This is a genomic window from Marinomonas alcarazii (assembly GCF_003208215.1).
GTDB lineage: Bacteria > Pseudomonadota > Gammaproteobacteria > Pseudomonadales > Marinomonadaceae > Marinomonas > Marinomonas alcarazii.
In genome coordinates this window covers 767,923-789,885 of sequence record NZ_QKLW01000001.1, presented here as the reverse complement: position 1 = coordinate 789,885, position 21,963 = coordinate 767,923, and the positions used below count along the sequence as shown (strand labels likewise).

The window sequence follows — 21,963 nt, the reverse complement described above, 5'->3', positions numbered from 1 at the left end:
GACATAAATATCTAACCAAGTATCTTACACAGGTGACTATTTATCAATAGCTTTAGAATCAATGGTTTGCACTTAACACCAGTGAAAGAAGAAAAATACAAAAGCAATAGTTTTTTACAGCTAATAACTTAAAAATTGATCTCTAAAATAAAAACCTTGAACAAAGTCTGCACCGATCTGTTGAGCAAAGGCTAAATCTTCTTCTCTCTCTACGCCCTCAAGAATAACCTGCTTACCAGTAGCATGAGCAAAATCAATTATCTTAGACACAAACACCATAAAATTAGCATCTAATCTATTATCTAGCACACATTTATCCAACTTTATCCACTCAACTAACTGCAAGACAGCAACAGACAACATGGATTTTGGATTACACAAATCATCTAACGCAGTACGAACACCCAGCCCATTAAACAATTCAATCATAGACAAACTCATTAATGCATCGCTTATTTCAGAGTTTTCTATCAACTCGACCACTACCCGATCACGACCAGACAACTGAATAAGTTCAACAAAAGCGTTATTTTCTGCATCCTGCCCGCAGGCATAAAACGCATCCTGATCTAAATTAACAAAAATTTTCTCTGAATTGCAGAGGCGATCTAGCTGAATCTTTTTTTGAGCCAACTCAACCTGAAACAGCAGCAGCGGATTATCATGCAATGCAGCATAAACATGATCAGGCCGAATAAATTCACCCGCTACAGAGCGAAACCTAGACAGGGCTTCATAAGCAAATACATCTCTCGTTTTCAGTTCCACAATCGGCTGATACTCAACACCAAACCGCTTAGACTCAACCAACTCTAACAGCATTTTTTGTGATAAAAAATCCATTTTAACAGCCTTAAATAAATGAGAATGACACTCACTAATATAAAGACTTATTATAAAAAAAAACCTCGCCAAATAGCGAGGTTTTCTTTTATCTCAATGAGTTAGAGAGGAATTACATCATTCCGCCCATGCCACCCATTCCGCCCATGCCACCCATATCAGGCATGCTACCAGCGTCATCTTTTGGCAAATCAGCAATCATTGCTTCAGTAGTGATCATAAGACCAGCAACAGAGGCCGCTGCTTGAAGTGCAGAACGAGTCACTTTAGCTGGATCTAGGATACCCATTTCCAACATGTCACCGTATTCGCCAGTTGCGGCATTGTAACCGAAGTTACCTTCACCTTTTTTCACTTTATCAACAACGACAGAAGCTTCTGCACCAGCGTTAGTAACGATCTGACGCATTGGCGCTTCCATTGCACGAAGAGCTAGTGTGATACCAACACTTTGATCTTCGTTATCGCCTTTAAGGTCAACAATCTTAGTAAGAGCACGTACCAGTGCAACACCACCACCAGCAACAACGCCTTCTTCAACAGCTGCACGAGTTGCATGAAGCGCATCGTCTACACGTGCTTTCTTCTCTTTCATTGCCACTTCAGTTGCAGCGCCAATTTTGATAACTGCAACACCGCCAGCCAATTTAGCAACGCGCTCTTGAAGTTTTTCTTTGTCGTAGTCAGAAGAAGAGTTTGCCATTTCTGCACGAATTTGCTCTACACGACTTGTGATGTTAGCCGCTTGACCTGCACCATCAACAATAGTTGTGCTTTCTTTCGTTAGAGTAACGCGCTTAGCTGTACCTAGTTGCTCAAGAGTAGCACCTTCTAGCGTCATACCCACTTCTTCAGAAATAACGGTAGCGCCAGTTAGAATAGCAATATCTTCTAGCATCGCTTTACGACGATCACCAAAACCAGGCGCTTTAGCAGCAGCAACTTTTACGATACCGCGCATAGTGTTCACAACCAAAGTCGCTAGGGCTTCGCCTTCAACGTCTTCCGCAATGATCAATAATGGACGAGATGCTTTTGCAACGCCTTCCAATACTGGTAGCAAGTCACGGATGTTAGAGATTTTCTTATCAACAAGAAGAATGAATGGGTTTTCAAGTTCCGCACTCATTGTTTCTTGGTTGTTGATGAAGTATGGAGATAGGTAGCCACGATCAAATTGCATACCCTCAACCACAGCTAGCTCATCTTCAAAACCAGAGCCCTCTTCTACTGTGATAACGCCTTCTTTACCAACACGCTCCATTGCTTCTGCAATGATTTTACCAACAGAAGAATCAGAGTTAGCAGAAATAGTACCAACCTGCTCGATTGCGCGAGTATCTGTGCAAGGTGTAGCTTGTGCAGCAATTTCTTTTACAACAGCTGCCGCAGCTTGATCGATACCACGTTTAAGATCCATTGGGTTACGACCAGCAGCAACCGCCTTCAAACCTTCAGAAACAATTGCTTGAGCAAGAACAGTCGCAGTTGTAGTACCGTCACCAGCAACATCATTGGCTTGAGAAGCAACTTCTTTCACCATTTGTGCGCCCATGTTCTCAAACTTGTTATCAAGCTCAATTTCTTTTGCCACTGTTACACCATCTTTTGTAACAAGTGGCGCACCGAAAGATTTCTCGATAACAACGTTACGACCTTTTGGCCCCAAGGTTACTTTAACTGCATCTGCAAGAACGTTAACACCTTTCAGCATTTGCTGACGTGCACTGTCTCCAAATTTAACTTCTTTAGCTGACATTTTCTTACTACCTTTTAACTTGTTTTAAGTGTTACAAATCGAATATGAACTACAAAGATAAATTAGGCTTCAACAACACCGTAAATTTCATCTTCTTTCATGATAAGTAGCTCTTCACCATTGATTTTCACTGTTTGACCTGAGTATTGACCAAACAACACAGTGTCACCAACGCTAACAGCCAACGCTTGCACGTCACCATTAGATTGAATACGGCCAGTGCCAACAGCCAAAACCTCGCCTTGTGTAGGCTTTTCTGTCGCAGATCCAGGCAGAACGATACCAGATGCGGTTGTTGTCTCTTCTTCTTTACGGCGAACAACGACACGATCGTGCAAAGGACGAATATTCATCAATCATTTTCTCCAATTAAAACAATACCAGGACTCCCCTGGCAGGACTGCTCTTGCTTTGAAGCAAGAATCTCTATCGAAGTTTTATATACGGCTAGTAATTCGTATTTCAACCCAAACAAAAAATTATTTTTTATCTATTAAGTCGTTATCTTCATTAGCATATTCTCCTTCAATGATATCCCCATCATCTTTTGGGCCATATCGTTGACCATCACGCCACTGTGTGCCGCGAGCCATCAAAGAGCTAACAAACTTAACAATCAAACCTGCTGCGAATAACTTTCTTAATGGCGGCACTAATAACAAGGCACCAATCGCATCGGTTACAAAACCAGGAATCAACAAGCACAGGCCAGCGAAAACCAACATAACACCTTCTGCCACTTCTGTGGCAGGAAGTTCGCCACGACGCATTTTTTCCTGCGCTTTTAATGATGTCTCTAAACCTTGCTTACGAATTAAAGTGACACCTATAATTGCTGTAAGGAACACCAAACCTACTGTAGCCAATGCGCCAATTTTTCCACCGACCTGAATAAGCACGGTCATTTCCACAATGGGCACTAAAATAAAAAGTAATAGCGCAAATCTCATATTCACCTTCTTTATGTCATACTCAAATTCGTTTTCTAGTATCTATCTATGGGCGCTCCTTTGATTAATCAAGCAATGAAGCACTTTAAATCGCAAGTACTTCTTATTTTAAGTGAAGTACCCTTCGGAAGCTGCATATCCTATGGTGAATTGGCTAAGCAAGCAGGCTTTCCTGGTTATGGGCGACAAGTAGGACAATTAATGAAAAAACTTCCCAAAGACACTAAGCTGCCTTGGCACCGCGTTGTAAATGCTCAACGTCGAATTAGCTTTGCAGAAAATACAGATGGCTATTTGAGGCAAAAGGAAAAATTAGAAAAGGAAGGCTGGGTTATCGTTGGCAACAAACTAACCCTAAATGAAGGCAAGTGAGTGAGGAGCGTCACTCAATATTTAGTAACGCTCCTTGTAGAGTAGGCTTAATCTCTAAAATTGGTAAATTGAACCGGCTGTGCTAAATCCGCACCACGCAATAACGCCATTACTTGCTGTAAATCATCTCGTTTTTTGCCCGTGACGCGTAATTGGTCGCCTTGAATCTGAGCCTGAACTTTTATCTTGCTGTCTTTGATCATTTTCACGATCCGTTTTGCTTCATCTGTTTCAAGCCCTTCTTTCATTTTCACGGCTTGAGATGCTCGCATATTGCCTTTTACAACATCTTCTTTTTCCAAACTTTTCAAATCAATGCCACGGCCAACCAATTTTTGATTTAGAATATCGGACATCTGGCGAAGTTGAGGCTCAGCCTCTGCTTCCATGACAACGTTTTTCTTGTCTTTAATTTCGTAGTGCGCTTTCACGCCTTTAAAGTCATAACGCGTTGTAATTTCTCTGTTAGCCTGATCGACTGCGTTGCTGACTTCGTGCCAATCCAACTCAGATACTACGTCAAATGATGGCATTTTCTGCTCCTTTGCATTTTCAATAAGGTAATTTGGAGCGATAATAACAGGGATTGAAATAAAACACCTAATGGAAACCTATTATGAAGAACACGCCTTGGTTAGTCATCGGCGCTGGCGCTATCGGCCTTTTTTGGGCTTGTAAGCTAGAAAAACTCGGCAATAAAGTCCATCTAGTGTATCGATCAGAGAGCCCCGGGAAGAAAATCACCTTGGAATCGCTTACTGACGAAGAAGGTCAACAGCAGGTTTGCACAACCAAACATAAAATCAAAAGCTTTACTGCTGAAGAGCTAACCGACCAATACGATAAAGTGCTAATCTGCACTAAGTCTTTTGACCTCAAAAATGCTTTCACCCAAGTAGAAGCACACATTACAAACGATGCCGATATTGCTTGCCTTTGTAATGGCATAGGGGCACAAGAAGAACTTCAAAACAAACTACTAGAAACACAAACCCTTTGGGCTGGCACCACCAGCGAAGGCGTACTCAAAATAGAAGCAAACCACATTAAGCACACGGGACTGGGTGACACCTACTTCGGCCAATGGCGTCCAACGACACCAGCCAAAGACTTTCCACTGGAAGGAATGACGGTAACTAACATCCACCAACGAATGATTGAAAAACTCGCCGTTAACGCAGTTATTAATCCTATTACCGCTATTTTCAACATCCATAACGGCGATATATTGAATGATGAATACAAGCCACTGATCGACGCCACTCTCTCAGAATTGTCCAGCGTTTTTACCCATCCTAAGTTTAGCTACTTACAAGAAAGCCAACACCTCACCCGAGATAACCTAAAGAACAGAGTAAACACCATCGCCCAACTCACCCGCTTAAATCGGTCCTCCATGCATGAAGACATCCGACTACAGCGACAAACTGAAAACAACTTTATTTCTGGCTTTTTACTTGATAACAGTCCAATAGAGTTGCCCGTACAGCGACTGCTTTTTGATGGCGTTGCCCACGCAGAACAGCGTGAAGAGGTGAGAAAAAAGCTGCTAAGTCTCTCTTAGCAGCTTTTTTACTGATTCACACAAGATTAGATTTTAGTGATTTTTTCTTTCGTAAGAAGAATTTTCTTTTCTTTATAAAGCGCACCCAAAGCTTTTTTATAGGTCGCCTTACTGACTTTAAATACCGCATAGATGGCTTCTGGAGAGGCTTTATCGGTCAATGGTGACTCGCCACCATGAGCATCCAAATAATCAAGAATATCGTCTAATATATTACGCACTTTCTTGTAGCCAACTTCTTGCAAGCTTAAGTCGATTTTGCCGTCTTCTCGCATTTGCTTAATAAAGCCAACGGTCTTTTCACCTTTGCGCAGTTGTCTAAATGCATCTTCGAAGAATAAAACACCCCAGAAACGGTTATCGATCACACACTTAAAACCAATATTTGTCTTGTCACCAATGATGATGGAAACTTTATCTCCCACTCGATAAGGCGCTTCCTCACGATTCAGCAAGGCATCCACTTTGGTTGTCGCCACAATGCGATTGGTTGTTTGGTCCAAGTAGATGAACAACAAATGTGTTTCACCTTCTTCTACGCGATTCTTCTGCTGACTAAAAGGCACCAACAAATCTTTTGGCAAGCCCCAATCAAAAAACGCCCCCACTTGGTTGACTGCTATTGACGTTAATGCAGCAAACTCCCCCACCTGCGCCTTAGGAAATTCAGTGGTGGAAATTAATTTATCGTCTGAATCCAAATAGACAAATACTTCCACTTCGTCTCCCACCGTCACACCTTTTGGCACGTAACGTTTAGGAAGTAAAATTTCGCCTAATTGGTCGGCATCTAAATACACACCAAAATCTTTTTCTTTAACGACTCTTAATGTATTTAAGCGCCCAATTTGTGTAGCCATGAGTTCTCCGGCAAGCAATTTTTTTCGCACTATACGCACTTCATCAATAAGCGCAATACAGTTCAATTTGAATGTTATAAGTTAGTCATTATCTGCTTTCATACAACCAGCAAATATACCGTCTAATTTAGACTTCCCAAGCTCTTCCATTTTTTCAATATTTTGATTCGGTATCTCAGCAGTATCACCATAAAACTCAATCGCCTTATCAACACTCGCTTCTCTTAAAAGATGCAGCATAGGGTAAGGCGAACGATTGGTGTAATTGGATACATCATCTGGTTCAGTGCCTGCAAAACAATAATCAGGGTGAAAAGTTGCGAGCTGATACACACCCTCACAACCTTGATCAAACATAAGGTTTTCCGCCGTTTCAACAAAGTCTAAATAACGATGAAAATCCTTAAATAAGGTCGGAAAAATCAATAAAGTTGTTTCTGTCTCAGGATGTTCGTCTAACCACTGAATTTCAGCCATTAACTCCTCTAACGCCACATCCATTTTTTTCGATCGCAACACCACGCAACGCACGCTGTCTCTTTCCACTTCACGTTTCGCAAAAGGACAAACATTCAACCCTACAATAAACTCTTTTACCCATGTCATTGTTTGGGCAGTAACCAACTCATCTGATAACAGCATAACGTGTCTTCTTATAAATATTTATGAGTATTTTAGAACAAAGCGTACAAAGGGTCTAACTTATCCAATTATCATCTGATGTTTCGATTTCGAATCCTCATAAAACAAGGTATCATGACTTACATTACAGTCCATTATAGTGGTCATACGCCCAAATTTATTATGATATTCATACTTGGCCGTACCACTTATCCCGCTACAGAGAGTTTACATGTCATTTGCTGAATTAGATCTGGATTTCACCATAGAACAAGCTATTAGTGATCTTGGTTTTGAAACCCCAACAGAAATCCAAGAACAAGCCATCCCAATCGCTTTAGATGGTTCTGACTTGCTTGCAACCGCACCAACAGGCACAGGCAAAACCATCGCATTTTGTGCACCGGCTGTTCAGCATATTCTTGACCGCGACGAACAATCCACTACCGCACCCAAAGTGCTGATTTTAGCGCCAAGCCGAGAACTAGCACGCCAAATTTTCAATGTGGTTGAACAGCTGACTCAGCACACACGCATTCAGTCTCAACTTATCATTGGTGGGACGCCTTATGGCATGCAGCAGCAACAGCTCAGCGAACCATGCGATATATTAATTGCCACCCCTGGCCGTCTGGTCGAACTCGACGACAAACAATGGTTAGACCTAACCGATGTTTCTTACTTCGTTATCGACGAAGCTGACCGTATGCTGGATATGGGTTTTGTTAATGCCATTAACCACATCGCCAAAGAGTTACCAAAAGAACATCAAACACTTATGTTTTCCGCCACCCTTGAAGGCGAGAAAATGGGTCGCTTTGCTAGCGCGCTGTTAAACAGCGAAACCGAACAGATTCGTCTTGGCGAATCTTCACGCACAGTACCAAGCCAAATTCGCCAATTGGCCTACCGCGTAGATAGCGAAGAACACAAAGAAGCCATACTAAAGCATTTATTAACACAAGAACGCGTTCAACAAGCGGTATTATTTGTTTCCAACCGAGAGCACGTAGATATTTGGGTTCAGCGCATTCGCAAAATGGGCTTAATGTGTGACGGTTTGCACGGAGAAATGAAGCAAGGTGACCGCAGCGAACACATGAAACAAATGAAACGTGGCCGCTTACAGGTATTGGTAGCAACAGACGTGGCCTCTCGTGGTATCGATCTTCCTGAAATCAACACAGTAATTAACCTTCGCCTACCACGCAAAGCGGATTCCTATATTCACCGCGCAGGCCGAGCTTCACGTGAAGGCGCGCCTGGCGATTGCATCTCGTTAATCGACATTAACGACCTACCCATGATCGAGAAGATCCAACGCTTTATGCAGGCCAATATCAAGTTTGGTCGAATCGAAGGGTTGGAACCAAAAACAAAAGCCCGCTCACCAAGCAGCAAGAAGAAAAAGAAGAAACCAGCACCAAGTAAAAAATAAAGCGGGTATAACGTCCTCTAAAATAAAGAAAGGCACTTTAAAAGTGCCTTTCTTTATTTTGCTTTTAAGTATTACCAACAATCACAATCAATCAAACTTCAACGTATGGAGCTTGCGTTTCGCTTTGGTTTCTAAATACAAACGATTATGCTGATTTACATGCACTTTAGTTGGCACTAACTCAGCAACGGAAATACCGTGCTCGATAAGTTGTTGTGCTTTATCTGGGTTATTGGTCAATAAACGAACTTCATCCACACCTAATGCTTTCAACATTTCCGCCGCAATACCAAAATCGCGACCATCATCTGGCAAATGTAACATTTCATTAGCTTGGTAAGTATCGTAGCCCTTATCTTGTAATGCATACGCTTCTAGCTTTGCATATAAACCAATACCGCGACCTTCTTGGCGTAAATAAAGAATATATCCGCCCTGCTCATTAATCAGATCAATGGCCTCGTCTAATTGTTCGCCACAGTCACAGCGCCCTGAACCAAAGACATCACCCGTTAAACACTCTGAATGTAGACGAACCAACGGAATACTATTGGCTTCTTTTCCCTGTGTTCCTTCAAAAAATATCCCTATATGTTCTTTGCCTGAGTCATCACCATCAAAGGAAATAAACTCCGCCATCACGTCGCCAGCCCTCACGGGAATCATCACTCGACGCTTAATTGTCAAATCGCTCATCACATCTTCTCTACTAGGGATTTTTTTACTTTATGCACATTGTACAAGTATAACGCCCATTAATTTGGTCGAAAGCAAAAATATCAATGCCAAATAAGGAAATAACCTTTTAAATCAGGTGATCCAAAGGCAAAGCGGTACTCTCTTTTACACTACGCAACAAAAAACTAGACTGTACACCAGTCACGCCAGGAATGCGTGTTAACTTTCCTAATAAAAAATCATGATACTTTTCCATATCCTCTACCACGACTTCCAATAAGTAATCGCAATTCTGCCCAGTCACCAAGTTACAGTTGCGTACTTCTGGAAAAACATCCACCTGCTCTTCGAACACACTAAATCGATCCGGTGTATGTCGATCCATACTTATTTGCAAAAAAGCGGTCAACTTCAACCCCAAACTCGACTTTTTTAAAATGGTCACCTTACGATCTATCACCCCAATGTCTTCCAGCGCTTTAACTCTTCGTAAGCAAGGTGAGGCAGACAAACCAACCCGATCGGCTAACTCTTGGTTGGTTAAGCTAGAATCTTGCTGTAACTCTCGCAATATACTCAAGTCGATTTTATCAAAACCCATAATCACAGCTCCAAATTGCTAATTTTTTTCTTCATTACGCAATATAATGCCATTTGAATTGAAAATTCTATAAAAAACGCAATCTTTTACTCATCTTTTTTGTTTACACTATACAAACTGAAGAAATAAAGAACGCTAGCAAAAGAAAGCGTCTACTCAAGACGCACAAATAACAACGAGGTTTATCGACCTCCTATTAATAAGGACAAGATCATGTCGTCTTTTGACCATACAAAGTACACGCCATTCAAGCCAGTCGCTATTACAAACCGTACTTGGCCTGATAAAGAAATCACTAAAGCCCCTATTTGGTCTAGTGTTGACCTGCGTGATGGCAACCAAGCCTTGGTTGAACCAATGACTGTGGAACAAAAGAAACAATTTTTTGCCCTACTAGTAGATGTTGGCTTTAAAGAGATCGAAGTAGGTTTTCCTGCCGCCTCTCAATTGGATTTTGACTTTGTCCGCTGGTTGATCGAAGAAGACCAAGTGCCAGACGATGTCTACATCCAAGTATTGACTCAAGCACGTCCAGAATTGATTGAGCGTACTTACGAATCTCTAAAAGGCGCGAAAAAAGCCATTGTCCATGTTTACAACTCAACGTCTACAACACAGCGCGAGCAAGTATTCCGCATGGATATGGAAGGCGTTAAACAGATCGCGGTTAATGGCGCAAAATGCGTAAAAGAACATGCCGCTAAGCACCCAGAAACAGAGTGGGTATTCCAATACTCTCCTGAAAGCTTCACTGGCACAGAAATCGACTACGCAGTAGAAGTCGTAGATGCGGTTGCTGAAGTTTGGCAACCAACACCAGACAACAAAATTATTATTAACTTGCCTGCTACGGTAGAAGTATCCACTCCTAACCGCTACGCAGACCAAATTGAATATTTCTGCCGTAATGTTAAGAAGCGCGACAGCATGATTGTCAGCTTGCACACACACAACGACCGTGGTTGTGGCGTAGCGGCAGCAGAATTAGGCGTAATGGCTGGTGCAGACCGTATTGAAGGCACATTGCTAGGTAACGGCGAGCGCACAGGCAACATGGACATCGTTACTATGGCGATGAACATTTACAGCCAAGGTATTGATCCAGAGTTGGCGTTAGGCGATATGGACCGCATCATAAGTGTGGTTCAAGCTTGCACCTTGCTACAAGTTCACCCGCGTCACCCATACGCAGGCGAATTGGTGTTCACCGCTTTCTCTGGCTCTCATCAAGATGCCATTAAGAAATGTTTGGCGAATCAGACAGACGACAAACCGTGGGACGTGGCATACTTGCCAATCGATCCTCGCGATGTAGGTCGTAGCTACCAAGAAGTTATTCGTGTGAACAGCCAATCAGGTAAAGGCGGTGTTGCTTATACTCTTGAACAAGAATACGGCTTAGCTTTGCCTCGCTGGTTGCAAGTAGAATTCAGCCCAATTGTTCAGCAGTTTGCTGAAAAAGACGGCGGTGTGGTGAACGCGCAATCCATGAAAGACTTGTTCGAAAACAGCTTCATGACCGGAACGACACCATACAAATTGGGCAAATACGATCTTGCAAAAGATGAGGTTGATACCGTTCATGCAGAATTGGTAGGCAATAATAGCTCAATCAAGATTACTGGCGATGGTAATGGTGCGTTGTCTGCCTTCAGCGAAGCGCTAGGCAAACACTTCAATATGCGAGTGGATATTATCCAGTACCAGGAGCATGCGTTGACAGTAGGCAGTGATTCACAAGCTATCGCCTATGTTCAAGCAAATATAGACGGCGACCGTTTCAACGGTGTTGCCATCGACAATGATATCGTGTCCGCATCCATCCAGGCATTATTGGCAACCGTGAACCAAAAAATCACTGAAAACAAAGATTCTGCCGTTGCTTAATTTTTGAGCTAGAAGTAAAAACAAAAAAGCTGACAATTTTATTGTCAGCTTTTTTTATATTTACACGATAACAAACCCATCAGTCGCTCTATTCTGAATGATAGACAACCTTATTGCGACCAGTCTCTTTTGCTTCGTACAAACATTCGTCAGCACGCTTTAGCAACGTCAGCTTATCACCATTATCCCCAGTGTATTGCGCCACACCGATACTAGCCGTAACCGGAATCTCAACACCTTCGTGCACTACAGGATGCTCTGCAACGATTGTACGGTAACGATCAAAGGCCGATAACATCTCTTCCTCATGCATTTTAGGCAAGATCATACCAAATTCTTCCCCACCTAAGCGGCCAATGACATCGCCATCCCTTAGATTTTTATTGATGCGTCGCACAACTTCCACAAGCACAGCATCTCCTGCATCATGACCATAGGTATCATTGATTGTTTTAAATTTATCAAGGTCAAATATCGCACACGCCATAGGCATACCATATCGACGTGTAAAGGACATTTCTCGCTCTAACATGACCTCAAAGGCACGACGGTTTGCAACCCCTGTTAAATGATCGGTAGAGGCCAATTCTTCAAGAACTAGATTGGACTCAACCAAACGCCGTCTCATATCTGCAATACGTTGCATGGCCAACATTTTAGCGGATAATATTTTCTGGCTAATGGGCTTAATTAGATAGTCATCGCCACCCGCTAAGATACCATCTTCTACATCATCGTCTTCCGCACTGGCACTTAAAAAAATGACAGGAAGCCATTCCTGTTTTTGCTGCTCTTGTATTTCACGAATAGAACGCACTGCATCAAAACCGTTTAAATAAGGCATTTGCACATCCATTAAGATCAAATCCAAATCATCTGAATGTGCCGTAAATTGCTCTATAGCCTCTTTACCGTTGCTGGCCTCTATCGTTCGGTAGCCAAGTTTCGCTAGATGCAACTTAAGCAACAAGCGATCTGTATTTGTGTCATCAACTATTAATACTTTCATTGGCATGACAGTATATCCTGCAGTTTATTTTTCACTTCGTGGTACATCGCCAACAACTCTTGCAACTTCGTATGCAGCTCAGGTATTTCACCCTCACGACCTTCTTTTTCAAGTTGCGCCGCCATAGAAGACATCGTCATGGCCCCGACATTTTGGCTAATGGATTTCAAGCTATGTGCAAGCCGAGAAATGTGCTCACAATCGATATCACCATCTTGTTTAAGTATTTCCTCAAACGAGCCAAGGATACTGTCTGCATCAGCGTAAAATGCCTCTACCAATAATACAAAATCGTCCCCCAATATCATTTTCAATTCGCCTAGAGCGACTTCATTAATAATGACATCAGATTGCACGGTAAAAGCGGAACCAGCAGACAGCACAGGCGGTTCCTCATCTGCGTGCTGTGATTGATTCGCTGGCAACCATTTATCTAACATACTAATAAACTCTTTTTGTTTGAATGGCTTAGGTAGCAAACCATTTCCGCCTGATCGAAACACCTCGGACAAAGTCTCGGGCATGATATCCGCAGTCAACGCCAGAATAGGAACGCGTGTACGGCCCGCACTTTTTTCAGCCTGCCTAATATGCCGCATAGAAGTAAGCCCATCCATAACTGGCATATGCAGATCCATAAAAATCAGATCTGGATAATGCGCTTCCCACATTTCAATACCAACCGCACCATTCTCAGCACCAACAACATCAAACCCAATGCGCTCCAATATGCCTTTCGCAACAGCCATATTCGCCTTCATATCCTCCACAACTAAGATCAGTCCGCGCTTTTGATGTTCAACTTGATCTATGACCGTTGATTCATCTTCAGCAGAATGCTCTTTTGCATCTAAATACGAGTATTGACGCCCAATAAAGTGCGTAGACAAAGCCGCAATAAGGCTCTTTTTCAGCATCACGCCTGTCATGGGTTTCGCGACATTGATATTAACACCCGCATCGGAAAGCACCTCACTGGTAAGCAGTCCTGCCGACGTAGTCATTAAAATAATCGGCTGATGATTGGATCCGGTGACTTCTCGAATACGTCGAGTAAGCATCAAACCGTCTATATCGGGCATCATATAATCCGTTACCACTATCTGATACGGTACCCCGTCGTCTAAGGCTTGGATCACTCTATGCAGGGCTTTTTCCGTTTTACTCTCAGCATCCGCGTAAATATCACAAGAGCGGAGCTGATTTTTCAAAATGGTTAAATTCGTCTCATTGTCATCGACAATTAATGTTTTCTTACCAATCAATAAGTCTTCATTGATAATGGCCTCAATATGAGAAATAGCATGGCTTTCAGGCAAAGACACAGTCACAGTAAAAGTAGAACCAACATCTGGTTCACTGACCAAAGCTATACTGCCATTCATTAAATCGATCAGCTGCTTTGTAATAGCCAATCCAAGTCCTGTGCCACCAAATTTACGCGTAGTCGAACTATCTGCCTGCACGAAAGCATTAAACAATAACGGCTGAACATTTTTATCAATACCAACACCTGTATCGGACACACTCATTGTCAGGGCTGCGATGCCTTTTTTATCTACCGTGCCTTTAACCGTCACCAGCACATGACCAACACTGGTAAACTTAATGGCGTTACTAATCAGGTTAATAAGGATCTGCTTAATACGAAATACATCGCCTACTAAAAATCTAGGACAGCTTTCATCAAACTCGACAAGCAAATCAATGCCCTTCTCTTCGGCTTTGACCACCAGCATGCGAACAACATCGTAAATGCTTTTCTCTAGATTAAAGTCCACTCGCTCAATCGACAAATGGCCCGCTTCTATCTTAGAGAAATCCAACAAATCATTAATTAGCGTTAATAACCCCTCGCCTGATTCGCGCAACACTTTCAATTGCTCGGTTTGCTCAGGATTCAGAGCTGTACCAGACAACAACTCGGCCATACCTAATACGCCATTTAGTGGCGTTCTGATTTCATGGCTCATTGTGGCAAGAAAATCACTTTTCGCCTTACTTGCCGCAACAGCTTGCTTACTTGCATCCCGCAGCAGCACTTCCGTTTCTTTACGTGAAGTGATATCCATATTCACACCAACAAGATGAGACGCATGACCTTGCTTGTCTAACACAAGAATCGCGTTAGACTTAAGGTATCGGGTTTGACCATCCTTTCTGATAATTTTGAAATCAAAATCTAAAGTCTTTGAAATATAATCGGACTCTTGTGCCGTAAAATGACCGTTTCGATCTAAGTTACTAAAAACCTCACTTAGCCTGACCTTATCTTCTGGGATCACACACTCGTCCCAAACATCCAAAGGTGTCACATCAGCCGACTTTGACGTACCGTATAAACGATACATCCATTCATCCCAATGTAATTTGTTACTCTGCAGATCAAATTCCCAAACACCAATACCAGCCGCGTCCGCCGCAACAGAGAGGCGAAGGTTAGTGTTGATCATTTGCCTTTCAACCTCTAATCGTTCTGTTACGTCACGCACATGTGCAATATACCCACCAAGGCTACCATCAAGGTTCTTGATCATGTTGCCAATTGTTTCAGCATGAAAAATCTTACCCCGCTTGTGTTTATAGCTAACGCGGTAACGGTTTAAAACATCTTCAACGTCTTTAGAATACGCTTTGCCTTGATTTAAAAAATCACGCTCTTCAGCATAAAGCATCCGAGTGCTTTCTCCTTTCACCTCATTAAGCTCATAACCAAAGAGTTCTGTGAAAGCCGGGTTAATCATTTTAATTGTTCGATCAGCCCCAACCATAACGATGGCTTCTGGTGCGTTCACAAAAAGGGTCTCAAAGAATATTTTTTGCTCTCGCAGTTCTCTCTCGTACTGAGCCTGTATGGCCCTATCCTGTTCCAACGTCATTTCGTTCCCAATCCATTGAGCCAACAATTTCATGACTTCATTATCATCTTCGCTGAATGGATATTTTTTGGGATCCGGACTCGAAAAGCTTAATACTCCCCAACACTTACCACCGACACGCACAACCATGCCGATATAAGCTTCTAAACCAAAAATCACATAACAAGGATGCTCTTTGATGTCACTTATTGCCGTATGGAAATAAGAGGTTGGTACATTACTGCCTAACGCATGCACACAATAAGTGTCAGCTAAATCAAACCGCTCTCCTTGAAGCACCTCGCCATTTGGCGTCTGACAATATTTCACCTCATAGACGTCTCCTGTGATAGAGCTAATCAAACCAATTGGGAGGGCAAATTGCTCAGTACCAATTTCGAGGATTTCTTGTAACTTATCATCCAATGATAGCTCTGCATTAGTAGCAACCTCATGCAAATGGTGTAGTGTTTTAAGAGTTCGCCTTTGACGGGTAACATCTTGCACACACACATAAATTCCAACCACTTGCCCTTGCTCTATTCGAGGAATATATGACGACTTATTAAATCTAACCTCACCACCACACTTCGAATAGTCAACTTCATAATGAAATTCTACGGTTGAACCTTGCAGCGCCTCTCTCAATTTAGGTTCAATCTTCGTGTAAACCTCAGCAGGAACCAAGTCTTTTACATATTTCCCTAAACAAGCATCACGCGACGAGTTGAAACGCTGGGCGTAAGCTTCATTAACGAACTGATAGCGTAATTCGCAATCGAGCAAGGCCAGATAAACTGGCACATTATTGCTTAAACTTAACAGCGCTTCGTCTTTCATGAACTCAGGAGATTCACTTGATGATTGACTAAGATCTGACGCCAATAACCCAGAAATGACATCCACTAAATCATCAATATGCGCATTCACTTCAGATATGTCTGTCGAACACGGGACCACGTCTAAAAAAAACAAACGCGCCCTGTAAAGCGGGATAAATTCAGAAAGGTAACTGGACACCTGAAAGTAACGAGACAAAAAAGGCGACGTGGCAGCACGCTGCTGTATGTGGAGTTGCCGAGAAGAATTTAACTCTTGGCTGTGAAATGAGGTATCAGTAAAATCGACACCGTGTCCGTCACCTGAAATAACAACACGGCCATCTTCAAACAGCAAACCAGAACAAGACATCCCCAATAGAGACCGAGCGACTTTCAGAGAAGCTTGCAATGGATCCATTTATTTCCCCCTAAATACAAACCAAAAAGCCTCTATATATTCGATCATTCTAGGCTTTATATAAAACATAACAGAAAATAAAAGTTTTGCTGCATCGAAGTCATAAGTTAAGGGAGTAATTTATCGATAAGAACACAATCCTTAGTAGTATTTCGGCTTGCTTTCACTTTATCTAAGATTTTCTGAGCTACGTCTTTTTGGCGATCTGACACATGCTCAGAATCCACAGTCTTCTGAACATTGCTCAAATAAATATCCAGTTTGGGCGTGCAATAGTCTTCAAACGCAAAAGCGCCAGTCGATGCAACAGCTGCAGCAACACCAACAAAAGCAACAGAGAAAGTTTTTTTGAACGACATAAAATTTTCCTAAATAAAGCCATTTAATTAGAAAAATTAGATCATAGACAACACAAAAGTGAAACCTAAACTCACCCTTAAGCCAGTGTATTTAGCAGTTTCAATGTTAAATAGAAGTAACCTGCAGATATTAAGCAAGTGCATTTGAACACACTTACCTAATACCACAGATCCTTAACCTAACTTATAAGGCAATAACTTGATGACAAGTTCGCTGAATAAGGTCAGGGTCATGACTCACTAACAACACAGCGCAATTCGCCTCAGTGGCTAACTCGACCAATAACTGCGTTACCTCCTTAGCCGTAATCGGGTCTAGACGTGATGTCGGCTCATCTGCGAACAGAAAAACAGGATCAAGCAACAAGGCGCGTAATATGGCAAAGCGTTGTAATTCACCACCGGATACCGACAAACAATTACGTTCTAAAATCCCTGCTGGTAGTTTCAATTTAGCCATTAAAGGAGGAATACGGCTTTCATCAATACGATGCAACGCCACCAAATCATCCAACAGCTGACCGAGCGACACACTGGAAGAAAACGCTGAAGGTGGATCTTGATATAGCTTCAGCCATTGGAACGGCTTAGCGGTGCTATCGCTACGAACAATACTGCCAGATGAAATAGACAGTAAGCCCAGCAAAGCATCCCCAAGCGAAGACTTACCGCAGCCACTATCACCCACGATACCAACCACTTCCCCCTGCTTGATAGTAAAAGACAAACGATCAAATAGGACGCGTCCTCCTCGCTCTAGCACTAGCTCGTTTGCAACAATAAGATCCTTCGCGTTTGCTTGTCGAATTGGCGCAGTGATGTCCGACCAAGCGCTTGGCTCAGCAGCAATCAGTTCTTGAGTGTAAGCGTCTTGTGGAAAATCAAGGATGCTAGCCGCCTCTCCTTTTTCTACCAAGCGACCTTCCTTCATCACCAACAGCAAGCCACCTAATTGACGAGCCACCTCCACATCGTGCGTGATCGTCAACAAACAGCCCATCTTTGCGCGAGTTTGCAGCAAACGAACAATGCCATCACGTCGAGACACATCAAGCCCTTTGGTTGGCTCATCCGCCAAGATAACATGAGCACCGCCCGCCGTGGCCGCCGTAATCGCAAGGCGCTGCGCCATGCCTCCCGACAGTTCGTCTGGACGTTTATGGCCATTGCCAGCCAAACCAACTTGCGCGAGATCCTCTTCCGCCATCGCAAGTGCCTTTTCAGGGCTATTGCCACGGACAAAACGATAAACTTCTTTAACTTGATCGACCCCTTTCATCAAAGGGTCCAGTGAATGCCAAGGCTCTTGCGGCAGCATAACCATTTCGCGCCCCCACAAAGCTTGTCGTTCTTCAAGCGTCATCACTTTGCCAAAGGTTTCGATCTCACCCGACACCGTCAAACCATCCGGCAATAGTCCCATAATGGCCTGCGCCAATAGACTCTTACCAGACCCAGTTTGCCCCAGAATAGTCAGTGGCTCGCCTTGCTTTAACGCCAAAGATATTGGCTCTAATAAACAAGTATCGTCCACATAAACAGCCACATTGGTTAATTTCAGTAATACGCTCATGCTCGTTTCCCTGCCAATAAATGAAATGCAAACACCATCAAGGCAATCACTAACAAGGGCTGAGCGAGTAACCAAGGCGCTTCACTGTAAAAAGGAAATAATTCAACCGTCATCAAGCCAAGTTCAGCCAACGGAGGCTGAATACCAACATAAACAAAGCCCAAAGAGGCCATGGTCAAAATAGCATTTGCGCCACCAAATGCAGCCAGTGTAAATACCGAAGGCGAAATAGCCGGCCAAATATGACGCTTAAATTGATACCAGCGGCCAAAACCCATCATCTGAGACGACTGCCTTGCAGGGCTTTGTATTACGCCTTGAGTCACAGCGCGAACAACGCGATAGTATTCCACCCACTGCACCAAAGAAATTGCCAAATACAGCACCAAAAAAGAGCCCGGCGCGATTGCGGCAAACAGCAACACCACCACTAAACCTGGTAACGCCAGAAGAATATTCACAACAATGCCCATGGCGACATCGACTTTCTTCCCACCCCAAACAGACCAGACACCAAATGCTGTTCCAACCAGCGAGGAAGTAAACATACACAACAGACTCAACGCGAAAGACAACCCAACAGCATGGGCCATACGCGTAAACATACTTCGACCAAAATGGTCTGTGCCCAGCCAATGAGTCGCAGAAGGCGGCTCCATAACGGCGTTTAAATCTTGCTGGGAAATACTATAAGGAGAAAAAGCCATTCCCCCCAATGAAAACACCAACAGAGCGAATAAGATTGCCAAACCAACCCATTGTGATTTTTTCATGCTCATCATGCTTTCACTCCTCTTGGATCAATCCATAAACAAATCATGTCCACCAGAGTGTTCAGCAAAACAAACAATATCCCCATGACCAAAGCAGATCCTTGGATCACCGGAATGTCACGAGCAAAAATAGCATGAGCCAAACCATGGCCGATTCCAGGCCAAGAGAACAAAGACTCGATCATCACAATCCCTTCGATCATACTCACCAATTGGATACCAAAGAACGCCACCACAGGCACAGCAATATTACGAACACCATGCTGTCGAAAGGTTTGCCATTCAGACAAGCCCTTTACCCGAGAAAAACGATAGAAAGCAGCTTGAAAAGTCTGCTTAGCCGAGTCCCTCACCACACGATTCGACACGGCAGCCAAGCTAATAGCCAAGGTGAAAGCAGGCAACACGAGATGTGCAGGCGTCCCAAAACCCGCTACTGGAAACAGCCGCCAATTCAAAGCAAACAGCAAAAGCAGTAACACACCAACCACAAAAACAGGCATAGCGCGAATCACACTAGAGAGCCCCATAAAAACAGAGTCTAAAGGGTTACCACGCCATGCACTGAGCAATCCCAGTGGCACAGCGATCAAGACCGACAATAACAAACCAGAAAGAGCCAACAACAATGAATGCCCTAACATATGCTGAACAGAATCCATCACTGGCAATCCACTTACTAATGAATCACCTAACTTGAATTGCAAAAGATCCGTTAACCAGTGCCAATAGGCGACCCACGGGCTTTGATCTAACTGTAACTCTGCGCGCACTAACGCTGCCGCTTCTGAGTTTACATTGTCTTGCCCATATCGGCTGGCCGCTATGCGATAAGCCATATCACCAGGCAATGAGCGCATCAAAATAAACGTTAACGTACCAACGCCCCACACCACAGTAATCAGTTGAAGCACCCGTCTTAGCAACATTGCCTTCATGGTTTTACAAACTCCATTTCATTCAAATAAAAGCTGCGCTCAAAAGGATCAAAACGAAAACCTTTAATCCGTGTATTAACAGACGTTTGCTGAACATAAGCAGAAACAGGAATCATCGGACGTTCGTCATAAATTATCTGCGCACTGCGCTGAGCAATTTCTTTGTATTTGACTGGGTCGGAGGTGTGTTCTAGGGTCATTAAGTCGGCACTAAATTCGCTATTATTCCAATTCATTGCTCCCCAATCGCCACCGCCATTGGAACCAAAATCAGACAACATCACACCCAGAGGATCGGCAATAAAACCATAATTTCGAGCCATCAACGCCACCTCTAAAGAGCCATCTTGATGACCCATTGCGATCGCACTGGAATTCGTAACCTCTACTTTTGTAGACACACCAATAGCTTCCCACTGAGCTTGGATTGCCGTCGCTACCGTAGTTAATTCTGGTCGGTCTGCGTAAGTTATAAGTGTTAATTCAAACGGTTCACCATTTCTCTCTAACATTCCTTGCGCGTTTTTCTTCCAACCTAAAGATGCCAACAAGGATTCAGGAGTGCCAGCTGCCGCTTCAGTTTCAGGAGTAACATTCTGCAAATACCAATTAGACATAGATGCCGGCAATATTTGCTCCGTTTCTGAACCTGGAATACGCAAAACACTTTTGGCAATGCCCTGTCTATCAACCGCCAAACTCAAAGCTTTGCGTGCTCGTACATCATCTAAAAAGCGATGGCCGCTGTTTAGCTTCAAAACAATGGTTCTAGGAATAGGGTTCGAATGTAGAGTCAAAGTGTCTAATCGTTGTAACGACGGCAGACTAGCTGGGTCTAAGCCAAACACAATATCTGCTTGACCACTTTTAGCTTGCAACACACGACTTTCAGCACGGTGACCCGTTAAGTAGCTAGCGTAAGGAATACTGGCTTTTTTCCCCCAGTAATCATCAAACTTTTCAACCACCAGTTTATGTGGCGGAGCAAACTGAAAGACTTTGTATGGACCAGTACCCGATAACGCCACAACTTCCTTATCCTTTCCATACGCAGAAGGAGATAAAATGCTGTTGGCATAATTCGCTAACACCGCCCCCAGCAAAGTGTAAGGACGCGATAATGAAATAACCACAGAATGATCACCCGCGGTGGTAATACTGTCGATCGGCGCTTTTTTCAACGCGCCATGCTTGGACTGAGCAATCAACAGACTATTAACAACCGCCTCGGCATTCATCAAACTACCATCGTGAAAATACACGTCGTCGCGTAAATCGAACGTCCAAGTTCTCGCGTCATCACTTACTCGCCATTCCTTTGCCAAAGCAGGAACAAGCAAACCTTTTTCATTCACATCTAATAATGTTTCCAAAACTTGCATACGACTGAATACATAACCGTTCTTTGAAGGATCTAGACTGGTGAATTCAAAAGCCCCGCTAACTGACACTGTGTTAGAAGATGTCGGCCCCGAACAAGCTGTTAGTGCCAACAACCCAACCACTATGGAGGCACACATTAGTATTTTTTTATAAAAAGGCATTACTTTCATATCCGTATTTTCCACAACGATAATAAAAAGTTATGATATAACATAATGGAAGAATTTAGCAATCATTTGAGAATTGCTTTCATTAACG

At 43.2% G+C, this 21,963-nt stretch carries 20 protein-coding genes; 4 read left to right on the top strand and 16 right to left on the bottom strand.

Going from position 1 to position 21,963, the window contains the following annotated elements:
• Positions 1-120: 120 nt before the first annotated feature.
• From DFP75_RS03470 to DFP75_RS03455, 4 genes are all read right to left on the bottom strand, one after another.
• A complete protein-coding gene (locus tag DFP75_RS03470; RefSeq protein ID WP_110572249.1) occupies positions 121-843 on the bottom strand; it encodes an EAL domain-containing protein in 723 nt (240 codons plus the stop codon).
• A gap of 112 nt (positions 844-955) precedes the next feature.
• The gene (gene groL / locus DFP75_RS03465) at positions 956-2,602 is read right to left on the bottom strand and encodes a chaperonin GroEL (RefSeq protein WP_110572247.1); all 1,647 of its coding nucleotides are present in this window, start codon (positions 2,600-2,602) and stop codon (positions 956-958) included.
• A 62-nt stretch (positions 2,603-2,664) separates the two neighbouring features.
• A complete protein-coding gene (locus DFP75_RS03460; protein WP_024022707.1) occupies positions 2,665-2,955 on the bottom strand; it encodes a co-chaperone GroES in 291 nt (96 codons plus the stop codon).
• Between the two features lie 126 nt (positions 2,956-3,081).
• Positions 3,082-3,552 carry an FxsA family protein gene (locus DFP75_RS03455; protein ID WP_110572245.1) on the bottom strand — a complete coding sequence of 157 codons (471 nt, stop codon included), beginning with the start codon at positions 3,550-3,552 and terminating at the stop codon, positions 3,082-3,084.
• 60 nt (positions 3,553-3,612) lie between these two features.
• Between DFP75_RS03455 and DFP75_RS03450 the strand changes: the two genes are divergently transcribed.
• Positions 3,613-3,924 (top strand): MGMT family protein, encoded by a 312-nt coding sequence (locus DFP75_RS03450; protein WP_245926950.1) that lies wholly within the window; start codon positions 3,613-3,615, stop codon positions 3,922-3,924.
• 47 nt (positions 3,925-3,971) lie between these two features.
• On the opposite strand, the gene DFP75_RS03445 is transcribed toward DFP75_RS03450, so the two are convergent.
• Positions 3,972-4,457, bottom strand: a complete 486-nt coding sequence (locus tag DFP75_RS03445; RefSeq protein WP_110572241.1) for a YajQ family cyclic di-GMP-binding protein — start codon at positions 4,455-4,457, stop codon at positions 3,972-3,974.
• Positions 4,458-4,540: 83 nt separating this feature from the next.
• Here DFP75_RS03445 and DFP75_RS03440 point away from each other — a divergent pair, with 83 nt between their 5' ends.
• Positions 4,541-5,488, top strand: coding sequence for a ketopantoate reductase family protein (locus DFP75_RS03440; RefSeq protein WP_110572239.1), 948 nt, complete (start codon positions 4,541-4,543; stop codon positions 5,486-5,488).
• A gap of 26 nt (positions 5,489-5,514) precedes the next feature.
• On the opposite strand, the gene DFP75_RS03435 is transcribed toward DFP75_RS03440, so the two are convergent.
• A complete protein-coding gene (locus DFP75_RS03435) occupies positions 5,515-6,348 on the bottom strand; it encodes a CvfB family protein (protein ID WP_110572831.1) in 834 nt (277 codons plus the stop codon).
• 81 nt (positions 6,349-6,429) lie between these two features.
• A complete protein-coding gene (locus tag DFP75_RS03430; RefSeq protein ID WP_110572237.1) occupies positions 6,430-6,990 on the bottom strand; it encodes a DUF1415 domain-containing protein in 561 nt (186 codons plus the stop codon).
• A 211-nt stretch (positions 6,991-7,201) separates the two neighbouring features.
• On the opposite strand from DFP75_RS03430, the gene DFP75_RS03425 reads away from it, so the two are divergent.
• Positions 7,202-8,407, top strand: coding sequence for a DEAD/DEAH box helicase (locus tag DFP75_RS03425; RefSeq protein ID WP_110572235.1), 1,206 nt, complete (start codon positions 7,202-7,204; stop codon positions 8,405-8,407).
• An 87-nt stretch (positions 8,408-8,494) separates the two neighbouring features.
• Here DFP75_RS03425 and ribA read toward each other — a convergent pair whose 3' ends face one another.
• Positions 8,495-9,103 carry a GTP cyclohydrolase II gene (gene ribA, locus DFP75_RS03420; RefSeq protein ID WP_110572233.1) on the bottom strand — a complete coding sequence of 203 codons (609 nt, stop codon included), beginning with the start codon at positions 9,101-9,103 and terminating at the stop codon, positions 8,495-8,497.
• 109 nt (positions 9,104-9,212) lie between these two features.
• A complete protein-coding gene (locus DFP75_RS03415) occupies positions 9,213-9,686 on the bottom strand; it encodes an Lrp/AsnC family transcriptional regulator (protein WP_110572231.1) in 474 nt (157 codons plus the stop codon).
• A gap of 213 nt (positions 9,687-9,899) precedes the next feature.
• Here DFP75_RS03415 and leuA point away from each other — a divergent pair, with 213 nt between their 5' ends.
• Positions 9,900-11,573 (top strand): 2-isopropylmalate synthase, encoded by a 1,674-nt coding sequence (gene leuA / locus DFP75_RS03410; protein ID WP_110572229.1) that lies wholly within the window; start codon positions 9,900-9,902, stop codon positions 11,571-11,573.
• An 88-nt stretch (positions 11,574-11,661) separates the two neighbouring features.
• Here leuA and DFP75_RS03405 read toward each other — a convergent pair whose 3' ends face one another.
• The 7 genes from DFP75_RS03405 to DFP75_RS03375 form a co-directional block, all read right to left on the bottom strand.
• Positions 11,662-12,588, bottom strand: a complete 927-nt coding sequence (locus tag DFP75_RS03405) for a GGDEF domain-containing response regulator (RefSeq protein ID WP_110572227.1) — start codon at positions 12,586-12,588, stop codon at positions 11,662-11,664.
• A complete protein-coding gene (locus tag DFP75_RS03400; RefSeq protein WP_110572225.1) occupies positions 12,579-16,679 on the bottom strand; it encodes a response regulator in 4,101 nt (1,366 codons plus the stop codon). The genes DFP75_RS03405 and DFP75_RS03400 overlap by 10 nt, the downstream gene beginning before the upstream one ends.
• A gap of 107 nt (positions 16,680-16,786) precedes the next feature.
• Positions 16,787-17,038 (bottom strand): hypothetical protein, encoded by a 252-nt coding sequence (locus DFP75_RS03395; protein ID WP_110572223.1) that lies wholly within the window; start codon positions 17,036-17,038, stop codon positions 16,787-16,789.
• Between the two features lie 184 nt (positions 17,039-17,222).
• Positions 17,223-18,611: an ABC transporter ATP-binding protein gene (locus DFP75_RS03390; RefSeq protein WP_110572221.1), complete on the bottom strand. Its 1,389-nt coding sequence runs from the start codon at positions 18,609-18,611 to the stop codon at positions 17,223-17,225.
• Positions 18,608-19,393, bottom strand: a complete 786-nt coding sequence (locus DFP75_RS03385; RefSeq protein WP_245926949.1) for an ABC transporter permease — start codon at positions 19,391-19,393, stop codon at positions 18,608-18,610. The genes DFP75_RS03390 and DFP75_RS03385 overlap by 4 nt, the downstream gene beginning before the upstream one ends.
• On the bottom strand, positions 19,390-20,322 hold the full coding sequence (locus tag DFP75_RS03380; RefSeq protein WP_110572219.1) for an ABC transporter permease: 933 nt from the start codon (positions 20,320-20,322) through the stop codon (positions 19,390-19,392). The genes DFP75_RS03385 and DFP75_RS03380 overlap by 4 nt, the downstream gene beginning before the upstream one ends.
• On the bottom strand, positions 20,319-21,875 hold the full coding sequence (locus DFP75_RS03375) for an ABC transporter substrate-binding protein (protein WP_245926948.1): 1,557 nt from the start codon (positions 21,873-21,875) through the stop codon (positions 20,319-20,321). Before DFP75_RS03375 ends, DFP75_RS03380 begins: the two co-directional genes overlap by 4 nt.
• Positions 21,876-21,963: the final 88 nt, after the last annotated feature.

Excerpts from the sequence above, each read along its gene's own strand:
- DFP75_RS03470 (WP_110572249.1), bottom strand. The coding sequence starts at position 843 with ATGGATTTTTTATCACAAAAAATGCTGTTAGAGTTGGTTGAGTCTAAG.
- groL (WP_110572247.1), bottom strand. The coding sequence starts at position 2,602 with ATGTCAGCTAAAGAAGTTAAATTTGGAGACAGTGCACGTCAGCAAATG.
- DFP75_RS03460 (WP_024022707.1), bottom strand. The coding sequence starts at position 2,955 with ATGAATATTCGTCCTTTGCACGATCGTGTCGTTGTTCGCCGTAAAGAA.
- DFP75_RS03455 (WP_110572245.1), bottom strand. The coding sequence starts at position 3,552 with ATGAGATTTGCGCTATTACTTTTTATTTTAGTGCCCATTGTGGAAATG.
- DFP75_RS03445 (WP_110572241.1), bottom strand. The coding sequence starts at position 4,457 with ATGCCATCATTTGACGTAGTATCTGAGTTGGATTGGCACGAAGTCAGC.
- DFP75_RS03440 (WP_110572239.1), top strand. The coding sequence starts at position 4,541 with ATGAAGAACACGCCTTGGTTAGTCATCGGCGCTGGCGCTATCGGCCTT.
- DFP75_RS03435 (WP_110572831.1), bottom strand. The coding sequence starts at position 6,348 with ATGGCTACACAAATTGGGCGCTTAAATACATTAAGAGTCGTTAAAGAA.
- DFP75_RS03430 (WP_110572237.1), bottom strand. The coding sequence starts at position 6,990 with ATGCTGTTATCAGATGAGTTGGTTACTGCCCAAACAATGACATGGGTA.
- DFP75_RS03425 (WP_110572235.1), top strand. The coding sequence starts at position 7,202 with ATGTCATTTGCTGAATTAGATCTGGATTTCACCATAGAACAAGCTATT.
- ribA (WP_110572233.1), bottom strand. The coding sequence starts at position 9,103 with ATGAGCGATTTGACAATTAAGCGTCGAGTGATGATTCCCGTGAGGGCT.
- DFP75_RS03415 (WP_110572231.1), bottom strand. The coding sequence starts at position 9,686 with ATGGGTTTTGATAAAATCGACTTGAGTATATTGCGAGAGTTACAGCAA.
- leuA (WP_110572229.1), top strand. The coding sequence starts at position 9,900 with ATGTCGTCTTTTGACCATACAAAGTACACGCCATTCAAGCCAGTCGCT.
- DFP75_RS03405 (WP_110572227.1), bottom strand. The coding sequence starts at position 12,588 with ATGCCAATGAAAGTATTAATAGTTGATGACACAAATACAGATCGCTTG.
- DFP75_RS03400 (WP_110572225.1), bottom strand. The coding sequence starts at position 16,679 with ATGGATCCATTGCAAGCTTCTCTGAAAGTCGCTCGGTCTCTATTGGGG.
- DFP75_RS03395 (WP_110572223.1), bottom strand. The coding sequence starts at position 17,038 with ATGTCGTTCAAAAAAACTTTCTCTGTTGCTTTTGTTGGTGTTGCTGCA.
- DFP75_RS03390 (WP_110572221.1), bottom strand. The coding sequence starts at position 18,611 with ATGAGCGTATTACTGAAATTAACCAATGTGGCTGTTTATGTGGACGAT.
- DFP75_RS03385 (WP_245926949.1), bottom strand. The coding sequence starts at position 19,393 with ATGATGAGCATGAAAAAATCACAATGGGTTGGTTTGGCAATCTTATTC.
- DFP75_RS03380 (WP_110572219.1), bottom strand. The coding sequence starts at position 20,322 with ATGAAGGCAATGTTGCTAAGACGGGTGCTTCAACTGATTACTGTGGTG.
- DFP75_RS03375 (WP_245926948.1), bottom strand. The coding sequence starts at position 21,875 with ATGAAAGTAATGCCTTTTTATAAAAAAATACTAATGTGTGCCTCCATA.